Origin of the sequence: Ferrimonas balearica (assembly GCF_019802055.1) — a bacterium.
GTDB lineage: Bacteria > Pseudomonadota > Gammaproteobacteria > Enterobacterales > Shewanellaceae > Ferrimonas > Ferrimonas balearica_A.
The window spans coordinates 231,379-246,953 of the sequence record NZ_JAHVHW010000006.1 but is presented as its reverse complement, the minus strand read 5'-3'; the positions used below and the strand labels follow the sequence as shown (position 1 = coordinate 246,953).

The window sequence follows — 15,575 nt, the reverse complement described above, 5'->3', positions numbered from 1 at the left end:
ATTTAAGGTTTGCGGCTGTCAGTCAGCCTAAGAAATCATCTTCAAGTGTACCGTGGTTGATCACGGTTTCCTAATCCGCCAGCAAGTGATCCAGGCCACAAACCCGGCCGCTGCAAGCGCCATTGAAGGCCAGATTGTAACGGTTTTACCAAAGAGGATTGTGCTGGAGATCACCAAACATCCACCTATCACGAGGAAAATGTGACTTCTGTGCTGACGTCGGCGTTCCTGAATGTAGGGTTCTAACACCTGTCTTGGGTTGGTGAGCAGCGTGCGTCCCAGGGTCAGGTTGTCGTGAAGCAGGTCGGGCAGTTCGGGCAGCTTTTCAGCCCAGAACGGCGCGGCGTCCTTCAGGCGTTGCCAGTGGGCTGCGGGTCCCATCTGCTCGGACATCCACTGCTCCAGGAAGGGCTTGGCAGTTTCCCAGAGATCCAGCTCCGGGTAGAGCTGACGTCCCAGCCCCTCGATATAGAGCAGAGTCTTTTCCAGCAATACCAACTGCGGTTTGACCACCATGCCAAACTGATGAGCGGTGCGGAACAGGTCCACCAGCAACTGGCCGAAGCTGATCTCGGCTAGGGGCTTGTTCTCCAGCGGACTGAACACCTGCTTGAGGGCGTGTTCAAAAGCGATGGGGTCCGCCTCGGCATCAACCCAGCCGGTCTGCAGGAAGATCTGGGCCAGACGGCTGTAGTCCTGGTTGAAAAACGCCAGGAAGATCTCCGCCATATCCCGCTTATCCTGTTCGGACAGACGACCGACGATGCCGCAGTCGATGCCGATGTACATGGGATCGTCCGGATGCTGCCGGGACACAAAGATGTTGCCGGGGTGCATATCGGCGTGGAAGAAGTTGTCGCGGAACACCTGGGTGAAGAACACCTCCACTCCGCGTTCAGCCAACTTCTTCATATTGGTGCCCTGGGCTTTAAGGGCGTCGATGTCGGTGACCGGGATGCCGTAGATCCGCTCCATCACCATCAGGTCACGATGGCTGAACTCGCCGTAGACTCTGGGGATGTAAAGGGCGTCGGAACCTTCAAAGTTGGCGCGCAGACGCTGGGCGTTATCCGCTTCACGGGTCAGGTCCAGCTCCGCCAGGATGGTGCGACGATAGTCCTCGACCACTTCCACCGGATGCAACCGTTTGCCTGCGGGGCTGGCAGCCACCAATCGGGCCACCTGTGCCATCAGGGCGAGATCCGCGTGGATCACCGACTCAATGCCGGGTCTCACCACCTTAATCACCACCTCATCGCCACTGCCTTTCAGTCGGGCGGTGTGCACCTGGGCCACCGAAGCAGAGGCCAGGGGAGAGGGGTCAAACTCGTCGAACCGAGTGTCGATAGGCTCGCCCAACGCGGATTCGATTCGGGCGACCGCCTGATCGGCATCGAAGGGGGGCACCTGGTCCTGCAACAGTGCCAGCGCGTCCGCCAGGTCGTCCGGCAGCAGGTCCCGTCGGGTTGAGAGCATCTGGCCAAACTTGATGTAGACCGGCCCCAGAGCCTGCAGCGCCAGCTTCAGACGCATTGCCGGTGGTTCATTCTGCGCGGTGCGGGGCAACCAGAACAGCAGGCGGTCAAGCCAGATCAGCAGGCCGGGGCGACGATCCTCCGGCAGCAGGTCCAGCAAGCGGTACTGATGGAGGGTGCGGGCGATCTGCCAGCTTCGACGCAAAGAGGCCAGCGTCATGGGCGGCGCTCCAGTCGGGCCAGGCGGTCTGCCAGCTTACCGACCCGAGCGTGTAACGCCTCGACCTGTTCAACAAAGTGGGCGACTTCGCGGGGGCCAGGTGCCAGTTGCAACTCCTCCCGCAGTACCTCACCGGTATGTTGATGCAGGCGGGCCAGATCGGTTTCGGCGCGAGCCAGCAAGCTGCGACCCACCTGATCAACCCGATAGGCCATGGCATCGCCAAGGTAATCACTCAGCGGTTCTGCCAGGTCCGGCTCAATGGCGCCGAGCAGATTGGCCAGCTTGCCAACCAGCTGCATGTCACCCTCAATCTCCAGTGCACCCTCTTTCACCAGTGTGGAGAGTGAAGCACCCTGTGAGAGTTGTCGCAGAGTCAGCAGGCTGAGGCTCAACTGGGCATCAGTGTCACCGTCGTACTGGCTGTAGACCTGGATGGGATCCCGCAGGATAAGGAAAAGGGGGAAGGGCAGCTCACTGAGCTGCAACCGGACTACCTGGCCCTTCCAGCGGGCCAGGGGAGCCGGTTCAGGATGGAAACGCAACAGTTGGGCCAGGGTGGTTTCCATTACCCCGGCCACGAGGGTAGCGATCCGCATCGGCTTTAGAACTTGTAGCCGCGGTGCAGTGCCACCACACCGTTAGTCATATTGACGTAATCCGCCTGATCAAAACCGGCATCCAGCATCATCTGCTTCAGGGTTTCCTGGTCCGGGTGCATGCGGATGGACTCGGACAGATAACGGTAGGATTCTGCATCGCCTGCCACCATGGAGCCCATACGGGGGATCACCTGGAAGCTGTAGAAGTCGTAGGCCTTCTGCATCAGCGCGTTCTGCGGCTTGGAGAACTCCAGCACCAGCAGTTTGCCGCCGGGCTTGAGGATGCGCTGCATGGAGCGGAGCGCTTTCTCTTTTTCGGTCACGTTGCGCAGGCCAAACGCGATGGTGATGATGTCAAAGTGGTTGTCCGGGAACGGCAGCGCTTCGGCGTTGGCCTGAACGTAGTTGACGTTACCCACGACGCCCAGGTCGTGCAGCTTGGCGCGGCCCACTTTGAGCATGGAGTCGTTGATGTCAGCCAGCACCACTTCGCCGGTCTCGCCCACCAGGTGAGAGAACTTGGCGGTCAGATCGCCGGTGCCGCCAGCCAGGTCCAGCACCTTCATGCCCGGACGCGCAGCGGCGCACTCGATGGTGAAACGCTTCCAGTAACGGTGTACGCCGAAGGACATCACGTCGTTCATCAGGTCGTACTTGGAGGCGACAGAATGGAATACGTCCGCCACCATCTCCGCTTTCTTGTTTTTGTCTACTTGCTGGTAGCCAAAATGAGTTTTGTTGTCAGCGCCGTCGGCCATGCTGTTCTCAATCCTGTGAAGCCATCTTTACGTTGGGGCCACAGTCTACACTTTAAACCAATTAACAGAAACGGTGCTTGCGCTGCGGGACGCTGTCTACTTCCTGAACTGTGATCCTGCCGAAAGCTCAAGCCGATCAACCCTGTGATCCCCGGTGCGTCTGACAGTCATTCTGGTTTTGCTTTTAAGCCTGCCGCTGTGGGCCGATTCGCCCGCGAATCAGTGGCGACGCTTCTTTTCACCCAAACGTCTCGATGCGCTCGAGGCGCAGTTTGGCGAGCCTGGCCGTCAGCGGGCTGAAGCGTTGGCGGCCTTTATTGAAGCGGAACTGGCGCAGGACCGTCCGGTTGAGCAGAAGCTCGAACGGGTCAATGACTATTTCAACCGCCTGACCTTCGTGGATGATCAGACCCACTGGGGGCAGCCGGACTACTGGGCCACGCCGCTGGAGTTTGTGGCCAGTGGCGGCGGGGATTGCGAGGACTTTGCCATCGCCAAGTATTTTACGCTTCGGGTACTGGGAGTGGAGGCGGCGCAGTTGCGGCTCACCTATGTCAAGGCCGTCACCCTGAACCAGGCCCATATGGTGCTGACCTATCTGCCGACGCCCTCGGCCATGCCCCTGGTGCTGGATAACCTGAATGCCACGGTGTTGCCCGGGAGCGAGCGCCCCGACCTGGTGCCGGTATACAGCTTTAACGGGGAAGGGCTGTGGCGAGCCCGCGCCTTTGACCAGGGGGTGCGCCTCAAGCATGGGGAGAGTGGTGTGGACCTGTGGCAGGACCTGGTGGAACGCATCACCATCGAGGGGGAGTAGGAGGGCTCATGACTCTGTTTCGACTGTTATTGATCGCCCTTGTGGTGCTGGTGAGCAGCCTGACAGCCAGCAGCCTCTGGCTCTATCTGCGTACGACCCAGGACTTTCTGAGTCAGCAGTTGGCGGTGCACGGTGCGGATACGGCCACCTCTCTGGGCCTCTCGCTGGCGCCGGTACTGGCCGGCGATGACTGGGTGCTTGCCGGTTCCATGGTGGATGCCATCTACGACAGTGGCGAGTACAGCTTGCTGGTGGTGGAGGAACTGGAAGGGAAGCAAAGCATCGTCCGCCAAAGCGTCACTTTTGGTGAGGAGACCCCGGCCTGGTTCCGCCGCCTCTTCCCTCTGAAAGCTCCGGTGATGGAAACGGAGGTGACCGGGGGGTGGATCACGGTGGCTCGACTTTCGGTTCAGGCCAACCCTGCCCGGGCGCAGGATCACCTCTGGCAGTTGACGGAGCGCTCGCTCTGGATCGCGCTGGCACTGGCCTTGATCGCCATCGGCATCGGCGCGCTTCTGTTGCGGCGCATCCTGGAACCTCTGGCGGCCGCCCGGCGACAGGCCGACGGCATTCGCAAGCGTCGTTACCTGCGTCAGCCGGAATTGCCGAAGATCCGGGAGCTGCGCTCACTGGTGCTGGCGATGAACCAGATGGTCACCACCTCAGAGGCGCTGTTCAAGGAGCAGTGTCAGCGCATTGAACGCCTGCGCCAACAAACCCTGCTGGACGCCGACACCGGATTGGGCAATCTGACCCGGGCACGCAAGCGATTGTGCCAGGTGCTCAAGGACCGGGAGTTGGACGGCGGCATGGTGGCCCGCCTTCATCTGGTGGGGCTGGATAAGGTGGAGCTGGCCCGGGGCGTGGACGGCGAGCAGACCCTGATGCAGCAACTGGCGGACATCCTTAATGAGTGGATACTGAAGCTGCCCAATGCCCGGGTTTACCGGGTGGGGTTTGCGGACTTTTTGCTGCTGCTTCCCGGCAGTGGAACGGCCGACCTGAGTCAATGGGAGGGGGAGCTGCGCCAGCGAGTGCTGGTCACCCTGAAGCAGTGGGGCGGACAGCGGGTGCTCTTGGTGGCCAAGGCCTATCGGTTGGATGAGGAACAGAGCGCTCTTGAAGGGGGGCTGGAAGCACTGCTGTCGCAAGTATTGGGCCGGGAGGAGGACAGTCTCTACCTGCTCGGTGAGGAGGACGGTGGCGAGGCGCCCTCGCTTCAGCAGCAGGAGCAGCAGTTGGCGAGAGTGCTGAATCATCCTCCCCGCTTGATGGTGCAACCGATCCAGGATGCCAAAGGTGAGACTCTGTTCCAGGAGGTGCTGGCCCGCTTCCACGATGGAGAACGCTGGATTGCGCCGGGGCCGGTTATGGTGATGGTGGCGCGGCAGCAGCGACATCAGGCTCTCGACGGTCTGGTACTGGATACGCTCCTGAGCCGGGCACCGTCGGCACGGCCACGCACCGTCAATCTGACGGTGGAGTCGGTGTTGGACCCCCTGTTTCTGCCTGAGCTGCGGCGACGCTTGCAGGGCCGGCTGGGCACGCTGGCGCTGGAGGTGCCTGAACGGGCTTACCTGGTGGAGCCTACACTGACCAGCCGCTTTATCGACGCGATGGCGGAGTTAGGAGTACCGGTCTGGCTGGATCACACCACCCCATCCGGATTGCCGTTGTTGATGCAAACCGGTCTGACCGGCATCAAGCTGGATGCGGCCTACACCCGCAGCGGACTGGAGGAGGGGTGCGATCTAATCGAGATGATGGTGGCGGCCGCCCATGCCCGGGGCGTTCTTGTCGTGGCAGAGCAGGTGGAGGATCCAGAGTTGGCTGAGCGTTTGTGGCAGCTCGGCGTGGATGGCGTTCAGGGCTTTGCGGTGATGGCGCCCAGACCACTGGGGCCGGAGGATGGTCCGGCCCCGGTTTCGCCCTCAAATGGTGGCGTTGGTCCGGCCTGACAGGTAGCTGAGGACCAGCTCGGACAGGGCCTGCCCCACCGCGCGCCGTCCGGCAATTTCACCGGCCGGATGACAGCGTGGTGCCCCTTCGCACAGGTGCAGGTAGCGGGTATCCCGGTACTGGGCCAGGCGGTAGATCACATGGCAGGCGTCCAGCATCGGCACGCCGATCCGAGATTCGGCTGAGGAGGGCATCGACTCGATGGCATCCAGATCCAGCTCAATCCCCAGTGGGCGGGGCTGTACCGCCAGCTCAGCCAGCGCCTCATCCAGTGCCTGAGTAAGGCTCAACTGGCGTCGTACCCAGACCTGCTGGAAGCTGGTGCAGTGAATGCCGAGGCTGCGCATCTGCGCCAGCGCTGAGGCGTTGTTCTTCTGTTCATGCAGGCCGATCACCCGGTAGGCGTTCAGTGCCCCGCTTTTCCAGGCATAGGCAAACCCATTGCCGCTGTGGCGACCCTCGGTGGCGCGAAAATCCGCATGGGGGTCGAGGTTAACGGCCGCCAGCGGCTTATCGAGGGCGTGGCTGGCCCCCATCAACAGAGGGAAAGCGTTGTTGTGGCCGCCGCCGATCACCACCGGCTCCAGCCCGGCCCCAACAATGGCCTCAATCACCGGCATCAGACGCTGGTCCAGTTCGGCGGTCAGCTCTCTGAGCTGCGCCAGCTGTTCCGGCTCCATATTGTCGAGCCCTTCAGCCTGCTCCTGCAGGTCTGAAACGTCCAGGTGACCCAGCAGCAGGATCTCGCTGCCATCGCAGAAGTCATTGGCTTGCAGGTTCAGAAACAGGGAGAGGAACGCCTCCCAGGCCCCATCACTGCCGCCCCGTCCACAATTGGCGCGAGGGCCGATATCCTCCGGAACCCCCAGTAATACATAGCGGGCACCGTCGGTCCGGGCCTGAATCAGCACATCGGCAAGCGTTTGCCCCTGCGGCAGCAGCAGGTGTTCACCCAGGTGTTGCTCTCCGGGGCGAGCGTTGCTGTAACGGGCCAGGGTGGCGGCGTTGGCGTAGATCAGGTTCATTCGATGTCCAGCGGATCCTGAGAGAGAATGATGCCGGTGCTGTCCGCATAGAGGTGATCCTCGGGCAGGAAGGTTACACCGCCGAAGTTCACCGGGATATCAAGGCTGCCTTCGCCATTTTCACCCGCACCCACCGGAATGGACGCCAACGCCATGATGCCCAGGTCCAGCTCTTCAAGCGCGTCCACATCCCGGACGGAGCCGTAAACCACCAGACCTTCCCAACGGTTGTTGACCGCCAGAGTCGCTACATCGGCGTCGATCAAAGCCCGGCGCAGAGAGCCACCGCCATCCACCAGCAGCACCTTGCCCTCTCCCTCCTGTTCCAGTGCTTCCAGAATGGCGCTGCAATCCTCGAAGCATTTGACGGTGCGTAACTCCCCGCCAAACGAGGGGCGACCGCCAAAGTTACTGAACATGGGTTCCACCACATCGACTTGATCACCAAAAAGGTCACAGAGTTCGGAGGTGTTGTAGTGCATGCTGACTCCTCGCGTTACACGCTGGAAAGGGGCTTTGCCTTCAAAGTAATGAAAAACCGGGGCTTTGCAATGCCAAACGAGGATATTGCCCGGATTTTGTGCAGCGTCCCTTGTCACAGAACCATCTTAACTCTGTCATCTCTTCGACCTGCCCCTGTCAAACGGTTGTCATGGCGGCTCCCTAGCTTTGTCGGCAAAGGCTCGGAGGTGAAGCTGATGTGGCAAAGGATGGACAGTTGGGACCGTGGCCTGATGCTGCAACTGCAGCGTCTGCCTGCTCCCGGATTCTGGCGGCCGGCTGCTCGCTGGCTCTCCCTCAGTGGGGACGGTGCAGGCTACCTGCTGATGGCGTTGCTGATTGCTGAGTTGGGCGGGAGCCGGGGACATCTGTTCCTGCTGGCGGGGCTAGCGGCTTACGCTCTGGAGCTGCCTCTCTACTGGCTGCTGAAAAACACCCTCAAACGCGCCCGACCCTGCCACAACCTCGGTGGCGTGGTGGCGGCGGTGGACCCCCACGACAAGTTCAGTCTGCCCTCGGGTCACAGTGCCGCCGCCTTTCTTTTTGCCACCTTGCTGGCCTGGTACTGGCCACCATTGGCACCGCTGGCCTACGGCTGGGCCACGCTGGTGGGTCTGTCCCGGGTGCTGCTCGGTGTGCACTACCCCGGTGACATTGTGGCGGGTGCGAGCCTGGGGCTCTGGGCCGCCAACATGGGGTTGTTCTGGGTTCTCTAATCTGATGAAGACAAGAAAGGACGCGCAGATGCGGATTCTTTACGGAGTGCAGGGCACAGGTAATGGTCACCTGACCCGGGCCCGGGTGATCGCCCCGGCCTTTGCCCGGGCAGGGGTGGAGGTGGATTACCTGTTTTCCGGACGCCCCCGGGAGGCGTTTTTCGATATGGAGGCGTTTGGGGAGTTTCAGTGCAAACGTGGCCTGAGCTTTAGCACCCGCAAGGGCGAAATCAGCCTGCTTGGGACGGCGCGGGACAACAAGCTGATGACGCTGTGGCGGGACATCCGTCAACTGGACCTCTCCGGCTATGACCTGGTGCTGAACGACTTTGAACCGATCTCCGCCTGGGCCGCGAAGCGTCAGGGCAAGCCCTGCATCGGCATCAGTCACCAGAACGCCTTCAACCACCCAGTGCCCATTACCGGTGATCGTTGGCACAACCGGCTTATCATGAAGCACTTTGCCCCAACCAGCGTGGCACTGGGGTGCCACTGGCACCATTTCGGCTGCGACCTTCTGCCCCCCTTTATTGAAGCAATTGAACCGGCTCCGACCGAAAGCGGCAAGGTACTGGTGTACCTGCCCTTTGAGGAGGTTGGCGATATCGTCAATCTGCTCAGGCCGCTGACCGGCCACCGCTTTGTGATCTACCACGGCAGCCCGGCGCCGGAGGCGCTGCCTGAACATCTGAGCTGGAACGGTTTTTGTCGGCAAGGGTTTCAGCGGGATCTGGCCAGCTGTTGCGGTGTGATCTGCTCCGCCGGTTTTGAGCTGGTGTCTGAAGCGCTGGTATTGGGCAAGAAATTGCTGCTGAAGCCGCTGCAGGGCCAGTTTGAGCAGCTGTCCAATGCCCTGGCGCTGGAGTTGCTGGGGGCCGCCGAGTCGATGAAAACACTCTGCCCGGACCGGGTCGCGCACTGGTTGGATAGCCCTGCGATTGAGCCGATCCAGTACCCCCAGATGGGGGACACCCTGGTGACCTGGTTGCTGGCGCGGCAGTGGGATGATGTCAGCGGTCTCTGTCAGCAAGCCTGGGCAGAAGCCAGACTGCCGGAAGCCTGGCAACACAAATGGGCTTACGCCTACTGAAGTTCGCGTACCGGAAACCGCGGCGCCATAAGGCGCCGTTTTTTGATCCCGGCGCCGGGCTGTGCCGTAACCAGAACATCGACAAGGGGGTGAGGCATGGCACAGCTGCGAAACGTCGTGGTGTTTGGGGCCAGTGGGTTCATTGGCGGGAACCTGGTGCCCGAACTTTTGGCTCAGGGTTATCAGGTTCGGGCGGTCAGTCGCCGCCCCGAACGGCTGGCCGAGCGAGGTTGGCCCGGCGTAACCACCTTCGGCGCCGATGTGTTGCAGGCGGAGACGCTCGGCCCGGCTCTGGCGGGTGTCGACGTCGTCTACTACCTGGTGCACGGCATGACTGAGGGCGGTGGCTTTGATGAGCGTGAACATCGGGGCGCTCAGAACCTGGCGCATGCTGCTGAGCAGGCTGGTGTGAAGCGCATAGTGTATCTGGGGGCGTTGCATCCGAAGGGCGCAGACTCTCTGCACCTTCGCAGCCGCAGCGCCACCGGAGAAGGCTTGCGGCGGGGCCCGGTGCCCGTGACTGAGATCCGCGCCCCGATAGTCATCGGTCCGGGCTCCGCCGCTTTCGAGGTGATGCGCGATCTGGTTTACAACCTGCCGGTTATGGTGACCCCGAAATGGGTACGTTCCTCCATGGCGCCCATCGCGCTACCTAATCTCATTCACTACCTGATCGGCGTGTTGCAGTTGGCCGATGATAACGATCAGGTGTACGACGTTGCCGGTCCCGAGATGCTGACTTACGAGAGCCAGATGAGTCGCTTTGCCCATTTGGTGGGGAAGCGGGTCCGCATCTTGCCGGTACCTCTGCTCAGCCCGGGTCTGTCCGCCCGCTGGCTTCGGTTTATCACCTCGGTGCCGACCGGCATCGCCAAGGCGCTGGTTGGGGGATTAAAGCAGGATCTGCCCGCTGACGACTCAGAGATTCGGCAGCGTCTGCCTCAGCGATTGCTGGGCTTTGATGAAGCGGTCAGTGAGGCGTTGCGGCAGGAACGTCAGCAGGTGGCGGAACAGCACCCCAAACGGGCCAGTATTGTGCGTCGTCGTTGGCGACCAAACTTCAGCTTCTATCCCAAGGCGGATGGGGCCACCGCCACCATCGATGCACCGGTGGAGCGGGTCTGGCAGGAGATCTGTCGCATTGGCGGGCGTCCGCGCTACTTTGCACTGGACCCGTTGTGGCGGATCCGCGAAGGGTTTGATGCGCTGATTGGGGGTAATGGGTTGGACTATTACCGGCGGGATCCGAACCAGCTCCGCCCCGGCGATCGGGTCGACTCCTGGAGTGTGGCTGAGCTTCAGCCGCTGCGCACCCTGACACTGCTGTTTGGCATGAAGGCGCCCGGGATGGGGGGGCTGACCTTCGAGCTCAAACCGGATGGCAAGGCGACTCAATTAACCCTGACGTGCTGGTGGTATCCCGCGGGCGCATGGGGGCTGCTCTACTGGTGGGCGATGTTGCCCGCTCATCTGATCCTGTTTCGCCGGATGGTCGCCAATATCGGCGAACTGGCTGAGGGGCCGGGAGGGCACAGTTCACTGGTCGGGGTTTGAGTTATTCCGGCACCTTCTCCAGTTCATGCAGGGACTCCAGCACCAGTTCCAGCCGGGGCTGAAGCAGGGCCTGGGCGTCATACAACCCCTGGTTGTAGAGCACCGGGCCAAGGGTTTTTAGGATGAAATCCAGAAGAAACTCCGCTTCAAACTGGCCCAATTCCCGGTCCAGCTCCTCTTCGCAGTAGTGGCTCAACTGACGCAGCAACGCCTGCCGCTGCGCCGGTTCCAGTGTGATCATGTCCTGCTCTCAATCGTCAGTCAGGGCGCCAAGGTAGCGGTAAACGACTGCACCGAGCAAGGCACCTGCAATGGGCGCCACCCAGAACAGCCAGAGCTGACTGGTTGCCCAATCGCCGACATAGATGGCAACGCCGGTGCTGCGGGCCGGGTTGACCGAGGTGTTGGTGACCGGGATGGAGATCAGGTGGATCAGGGTCAGACAGAACCCGATGGCGATAGGTGCAAAGCCGGCCGGAGCCCGCGGGTCAGTGGCGCCCAGAATGACGATCAGGAACATCATGGTCATCACTATTTCGCAGATCAGGGCGGCGGTCAGACTGTATCCGCCGGGGGAGTGTTCGCCGTAACCGTTGGAGGCGAAGCCTGCGCTGAGATCAAATCCGGCCTGTCCGCTGGCGATCAGGTAGAGCACCCCACCTGCTGCAATGCCTCCCAGCACCTGGGCCAGGATGTAGGAGAGGACCCGGTCACCGCCAAAGCGTCCTCCGGCCCACAAACCGATGGTAACGGCGGGATTGAGGTGGCAGCCTGAGATATGGCCGATGGCAAATGCCATGGTGAGAACCGTCAGGCCGAAGGCGAGTGCGACCCCCAGCAGGCCAATGCCAACATCGGGAAAGGCGGCGGCCAGAACGGCGCTGCCGCATCCCCCCAAAACCAACCAGAAAGTACCAAAGAACTCTGCTACCTGGGCGCGCATCGTCGCCTCCTGTCAGTGAGGGTTGGCTTCCAAGTATGGTCGAAGAAAAGGGTTTTAGATCCAGCGGCGTACCCGCTGGCAATAGCGGTCAAAGTCGTAGCCAAAACGGGCCCGAAGAGCGCGCTCCTCAGGCGCAATCTGGAACCGGTTCAGGTAGAGCATAAACAGGGGGATCATCGCCAGTGCCGCGGGCGACGCCAGATAGACGCCCCATCCTATCAGCAGCACCAGCATCCCCAGGTACATGGGGTTGCGGCTGCGACGATAGATCCCGCGAACCACCAACTGACGGCTGGCTTCCGGAGTGGTGGGATTCACCGTGGTTTGGGCCTGGCGAAACGCCAGAGCGCCGCTCACAAGAATGGCGGGACCAATCAGGCAAGCCACCACAAGGGCGCTTAGCCGCATGGCGTTACTCAGAGCCAAAGCGGGAGTGATACTGGCCAGCCCCCACATCAACAGGCCGATCAGCAGCATCAGAAGCAGAGGGGGGAGTTTCAGTTCCAGTCGAGTCATCTTTGGCGTCGCTCCAGCTCCGTCATCCGCTGCTCCAGCGAGGCAATGCGCTGTTTCAGCTGAGGCTCCCGACGGCGAAGGCTGTGCAGGCTGCTGGCTTCAATCAACAGGATGACGGCGATCCCGCCCAACAGTGCCCAAGTAATAAGATCCGACAAAACCATTAACGACTCCATTCGTTTTAACGAACTAAGAACTTATCGCCTGAACTCCGGTTTGGCTACCCCACGGGAATTAAGTGGGGGTGGGTTTCTTTGGTGCGCTTCCTTTTCCTTAGCGCCATAACTTCCTTCCTGGCTGAAATCGGCTTACCAAAGTGCGCGACTGAGGAGGTGTCGGGGGGAATCGGAGCAGATCGTCCGGTGTGTCGATATCGAGGGCGGCACCGGGCATCTCTATCTTGTTAAGGCCCGGCAGAGCGGCAAGCCATACCCCAGCCCCTTTGTCGCCAAAGGGCATCATCAATCTGGGAAACAGTGGCTTGGGGAAGATGGCGGGGATGCCCAGGCCATTGTTGTAGCGCGCGCACACCGGATGGCCGTCGGTCAGGTAGCGGTCCACCATCGCGCAGTAGTTCTGTTCGGTGATGCCCACCTGGTCTGCCAGAGCGATCAACACCGCATTGGTATCGGCAGCCAACGCAGAGACGCCTGTGGCGATCGAGTGCCCCAGACCTTTCTGGTATTCCGGGGCGATCAGGAAAGGGGTGTCCCCCAGCAGAGGGATAAGGTGCTCAGCATCGTGGCCAAGCACCACCAGAATTTGGTGGCCCAATACCGCTTTCAGTGCGCTGAGACTGTGCTGAATCAGGGGGTGGCCGTTCACCCTGCTAAGGAGCTTGTTACTGCCAAAGCGGGTGGATTGCCCGGCGGCCATCAGTAAAGCGGTAACCGGCGCCATTACCGCTCGTCACTCAGTGTATGGGTCTTGGTTGTCGGGGGCAGAGCAATGGTCACCGACTGGGTGGGGATGAACGGATGCTGGAGAGGGAGATAGAGAGTCATTGGCCGCCCCTGTGGCAAAACTTTACGAAGTGTAGACAAAGGGGAGTGGGGCCGATGGACAATCTTGAAAGGCGTTTGGTGCAATAAAAAAGCCGCCCGAGGCGGCTTTCTCTTACTTCTTGTCCGGGTCGTAAAACTGGACATTCAGCGGGATCAGGGGCTCCCGTGTGGCTTTGGCGGCTTTCAGCCGCGCCAGGTAGTCCGCCCAGTGCTGCTCCTGGTTGCGCCCCAGTTCATGAAGCACTTTCCAGGAGTAGAGGCCACTGTCGTGGCCATCGTCAAACACCAGCTTGACCGCGTAGTTGCCTACCGGTTCTATCCCGGTGATGTTGACCTCTTTTTTGTTGGTCACCAGCACCGGATTGCCATGGCCATGCACCTCAGCTGAGGGGGAGTAGACCCGCAAAAGCTCACAGGCCAGGACGAAGTGATCGCCGTTGTCGAACTGCACCTCCAGAACCCGGGAGCCCTGCTTGAGTTTCAGTCCGGTGACTTTTGGGGTCATGGCAGCTCCTTACAGGATAAAGCGGGCCAGGTCTTCGTCTTCCACCAGGGTATCCAGATGGTCGTTGACGTACTTGGCGTCGATGGTCAGGGCCTGGCCGCTCTTGTCGGAGGCGTCGAAGGAGATCTCCTCCATCAGTCGCTCCATCACCGTGTGCAGACGACGGGCGCCGATGTTCTCGGTGCGCTCGTTAACCTGCCAGGCGGCTTCGGCGATGCGCTCGATGCCGTCCGGAGTGAAGTTGATCTCCACGCCTTCGGTGCCCATCAGGGCCTTGTACTGCTCGGTCAGGCTGGCGTGCGGTTCGGTCAGAATGCGCACAAAGTCTTCCGCAGTGAGGGAGTCCAGCTCCACGCGGATCGGCAGACGGCCCTGCAGCTCCGGGATCAGATCGGAGGGCTTGGACAGCTGGAACGCGCCGGAGGCGATAAAGAGGATGTGGTCGGTTTTGACCATGCCGTGCTTGGTGTTGACGGTGCAGCCCTCCACCAGCGGCAGCAGGTCACGCTGAACCCCTTCGCGGGAAACATCGGGACCGGAGACTTCGCCACGCTTACAGATCTTGTCGATCTCATCGAGGAACACGATGCCGTGCTGCTCAACCGCTTCGATCGCCTTCTCTTTCAGCTCTTCAGGCTTCACCAGCTTGGCCGCTTCCTCTTCCACCAGCAGTTTAAAGGCGTCTTTCACCTTCATCTTGCGGCGGTCTTTCTGCTGGCCACCCAGGTTCTGGAACATGGACTGGAGCTGGTTGGTCATCTCCTCCATGCCCGGAGGCGCCATGATCTCCACGCCCATCTGGGCCTGGGACACGTCCACTTCGATCTCTTTGTCGTCCAGCTGGCCTTCACGCAGTTTCTTGCGGAACACCTGGCGGGTGGCGGTGTTGTCGGCTTTCTGCTCGTTGCCCCACTGGTCTTTGGGGTTCGGCAGCAGCGCGTCGAGTACCCGCTCCTCGGCGGCTTCCTCGGCGCGGAACTTGTTCTTGGTCATCTCCTGTTCGCGGGTCATCTTGATGGCCGCGTCGGTCAGGTCGCGGATGATCTGCTCCACTTCCTTACCCACGTAGCCCACCTCAGTAAACTTGGTGGCTTCCACCTTGATAAAGGGGGCGTTGGCCAGTTTGGCCAGACGGCGGGCGATCTCGGTTTTACCCACACCGGTGGGGCCGATCATCAGGATGTTCTTCGGCGTCACTTCCTGGCGCAGATCAGGATTCAACTGCATGCGGCGCCAGCGGTTGCGCAGGGCGATGGCCACGGCCTTCTTGGCACCGGACTGGCCGATGATGTGGTTATCCAGCTCGGAGACGATCTCTCTTGGGGTCATTTCAGACATCAGTTCGCCCCCTTGGCGTCAAGTTCTTCGATGGTTTGAGACAGGTTGGTAAAGACGCAGATCTCACCGGCGATGGTCAGGGCCTTTTCGCAGATTTCGCGGGCACCCATATCGGTGTTTTGCAGCAGAGCCAGACCGGCCGCCTGGGCGTAGTTGCCGCCGGAGCCGATGGCGATGATGTTGTGTTCGGGTTCGACGACGTCGCCGTTGCCGGAGATCAGCAGGCTGGTTTCCGCATCCGCGACGATCAGCATCGCTTCCAGCTTCTGCAGGGAGCGCTCGGTACGCCAGGCTTTGGCCAGTTCTACGGCGGCCCGGGTCAGGTGGCCCTGGTGAGCGGTCAGTTTGGACTCCAGCAGTTCAAACAGGGTAAAGGCATCGGCGGTCGCGCCAGCAAAACCGGCCAGTACCTTGCCGCCGTGCAGGTGGCGCACTTTGCGGGCGTTACCTTTCATCACGGTGTTGCCCAGAGAGACTTGGCCGTCCCCGGCAATCACCACTTTATCGCCGCGACGGACGGACACGATCGTGGTCATGAAAACCCCTTATCTA

18 protein-coding genes are annotated in these 15,575 nt (G+C 61.1%); 5 read left to right on the top strand and 13 right to left on the bottom strand.

Going from position 1 to position 15,575, the window contains the following annotated elements; translation table 11 throughout:
* Positions 1 to 60 precede the first annotated feature (60 nt).
* The 3 genes from ubiB to ubiE are packed head-to-tail and all read right to left on the bottom strand — an operon-like array spanning position 61 to position 3,055.
* Complete coding sequence (gene ubiB, locus KUV52_RS06460) at positions 61 to 1,695, bottom strand: ubiquinone biosynthesis regulatory protein kinase UbiB (RefSeq protein WP_222525120.1); 1,635 nt, start codon at positions 1,693 to 1,695, stop codon at positions 61 to 63.
* Complete coding sequence (locus tag KUV52_RS06455) at positions 1,692 to 2,294, bottom strand: SCP2 domain-containing protein (protein ID WP_222525119.1); 603 nt, start codon at positions 2,292 to 2,294, stop codon at positions 1,692 to 1,694. Before KUV52_RS06455 ends, ubiB begins: the two co-directional genes overlap by 4 nt.
* A gap of 5 nt (positions 2,295 to 2,299) precedes the next feature.
* Positions 2,300 to 3,055, bottom strand: coding sequence for a bifunctional demethylmenaquinone methyltransferase/2-methoxy-6-polyprenyl-1,4-benzoquinol methylase UbiE (gene ubiE / locus KUV52_RS06450; RefSeq protein WP_222525118.1), 756 nt, complete (start codon positions 3,053 to 3,055; stop codon positions 2,300 to 2,302).
* 154 nt (positions 3,056 to 3,209) lie between these two features.
* Here ubiE and KUV52_RS06445 point away from each other — a divergent pair, with 154 nt between their 5' ends.
* Together KUV52_RS06445 and KUV52_RS06440 are read left to right on the top strand one after the other, a co-directional pair.
* Positions 3,210 to 3,872, top strand: coding sequence for a transglutaminase-like cysteine peptidase (locus KUV52_RS06445; RefSeq protein WP_315900188.1), 663 nt, complete (start codon positions 3,210 to 3,212; stop codon positions 3,870 to 3,872).
* Positions 3,873 to 3,880: 8 nt separating this feature from the next.
* Complete coding sequence (locus KUV52_RS06440; RefSeq protein ID WP_222525117.1) at positions 3,881 to 5,830, top strand: LapD/MoxY N-terminal periplasmic domain-containing protein; 1,950 nt, start codon at positions 3,881 to 3,883, stop codon at positions 5,828 to 5,830.
* Here KUV52_RS06440 and KUV52_RS06435 read toward each other — a convergent pair.
* Both KUV52_RS06435 and rraA read right to left on the bottom strand, forming a co-directional pair.
* Positions 5,804 to 6,856: a formimidoylglutamase gene (locus tag KUV52_RS06435; protein WP_222525116.1), complete on the bottom strand. Its 1,053-nt coding sequence runs from the start codon at positions 6,854 to 6,856 to the stop codon at positions 5,804 to 5,806. The two genes, KUV52_RS06440 and KUV52_RS06435, sit on opposite strands and share 27 nt — an antisense overlap.
* Positions 6,853 to 7,338 (bottom strand): ribonuclease E activity regulator RraA, encoded by a 486-nt coding sequence (gene rraA, locus KUV52_RS06430; RefSeq protein WP_222525115.1) that lies wholly within the window; start codon positions 7,336 to 7,338, stop codon positions 6,853 to 6,855. The genes KUV52_RS06435 and rraA overlap by 4 nt, the downstream gene beginning before the upstream one ends.
* Before the next feature lie 216 nt (positions 7,339 to 7,554).
* Between rraA and KUV52_RS06425 the strand changes: the two genes are divergently transcribed.
* The 3 genes from KUV52_RS06425 (at position 7,555) to KUV52_RS06415 (ending at position 10,717) form a co-directional block, all read left to right on the top strand.
* Positions 7,555 to 8,073, top strand: coding sequence for a phosphatase PAP2 family protein (locus tag KUV52_RS06425; protein WP_222525114.1), 519 nt, complete (start codon positions 7,555 to 7,557; stop codon positions 8,071 to 8,073).
* Between the two features lie 28 nt (positions 8,074 to 8,101).
* Entirely contained in the window at positions 8,102 to 9,163 is a 1,062-nt protein-coding gene (locus tag KUV52_RS06420) for an MJ1255/VC2487 family glycosyltransferase (protein WP_222525113.1), read from the top strand.
* 96 nt (positions 9,164 to 9,259) lie between these two features.
* Complete coding sequence (locus tag KUV52_RS06415) at positions 9,260 to 10,717, top strand: DUF2867 domain-containing protein (RefSeq protein ID WP_222525112.1); 1,458 nt, start codon at positions 9,260 to 9,262, stop codon at positions 10,715 to 10,717.
* A gap of 1 nt (position 10,718) precedes the next feature.
* On the opposite strand, the gene KUV52_RS06410 is transcribed toward KUV52_RS06415, so the two are convergent.
* The 8 genes from KUV52_RS06410 to hslV all read right to left on the bottom strand — a co-directional run bounded on the left by KUV52_RS06410 (position 10,719) and on the right by hslV (position 15,559).
* Positions 10,719 to 10,958, bottom strand: coding sequence for a DUF2164 domain-containing protein (locus KUV52_RS06410; protein WP_222525111.1), 240 nt, complete (start codon positions 10,956 to 10,958; stop codon positions 10,719 to 10,721).
* A gap of 9 nt (positions 10,959 to 10,967) precedes the next feature.
* Positions 10,968 to 11,660, bottom strand: coding sequence for an aquaporin Z (gene aqpZ / locus KUV52_RS06405; RefSeq protein ID WP_222525110.1), 693 nt, complete (start codon positions 11,658 to 11,660; stop codon positions 10,968 to 10,970).
* A gap of 54 nt (positions 11,661 to 11,714) precedes the next feature.
* The gene (locus KUV52_RS06400) at positions 11,715 to 12,176 is read right to left on the bottom strand and encodes a methyltransferase family protein (protein ID WP_222525109.1); all 462 of its coding nucleotides are present in this window, start codon (positions 12,174 to 12,176) and stop codon (positions 11,715 to 11,717) included.
* The gene (locus KUV52_RS06395) at positions 12,173 to 12,340 is read right to left on the bottom strand and encodes a hypothetical protein (protein ID WP_222525108.1); all 168 of its coding nucleotides are present in this window, start codon (positions 12,338 to 12,340) and stop codon (positions 12,173 to 12,175) included. The genes KUV52_RS06400 and KUV52_RS06395 overlap by 4 nt, the downstream gene beginning before the upstream one ends.
* 109 nt (positions 12,341 to 12,449) lie before the next feature.
* Entirely contained in the window at positions 12,450 to 13,076 is a 627-nt protein-coding gene (locus KUV52_RS06390) for an NTP transferase domain-containing protein (protein WP_222525107.1), read from the bottom strand.
* 216 nt (positions 13,077 to 13,292) lie between these two features.
* Positions 13,293 to 13,685: a gamma-butyrobetaine hydroxylase-like domain-containing protein gene (locus KUV52_RS06385; RefSeq protein ID WP_222525106.1), complete on the bottom strand. Its 393-nt coding sequence runs from the start codon at positions 13,683 to 13,685 to the stop codon at positions 13,293 to 13,295.
* 9 nt (positions 13,686 to 13,694) lie between these two features.
* Positions 13,695 to 15,023, bottom strand: coding sequence for an HslU--HslV peptidase ATPase subunit (hslU, locus tag KUV52_RS06380; RefSeq protein ID WP_222525105.1), 1,329 nt, complete (start codon positions 15,021 to 15,023; stop codon positions 13,695 to 13,697).
* On the bottom strand, positions 15,023 to 15,559 hold the full coding sequence (hslV, locus tag KUV52_RS06375; RefSeq protein ID WP_222525104.1) for an ATP-dependent protease subunit HslV: 537 nt from the start codon (positions 15,557 to 15,559) through the stop codon (positions 15,023 to 15,025). The genes hslU and hslV overlap by 1 nt, the downstream gene beginning before the upstream one ends.
* Between the last annotated feature and the right edge of the window lie 16 nt (positions 15,560 to 15,575).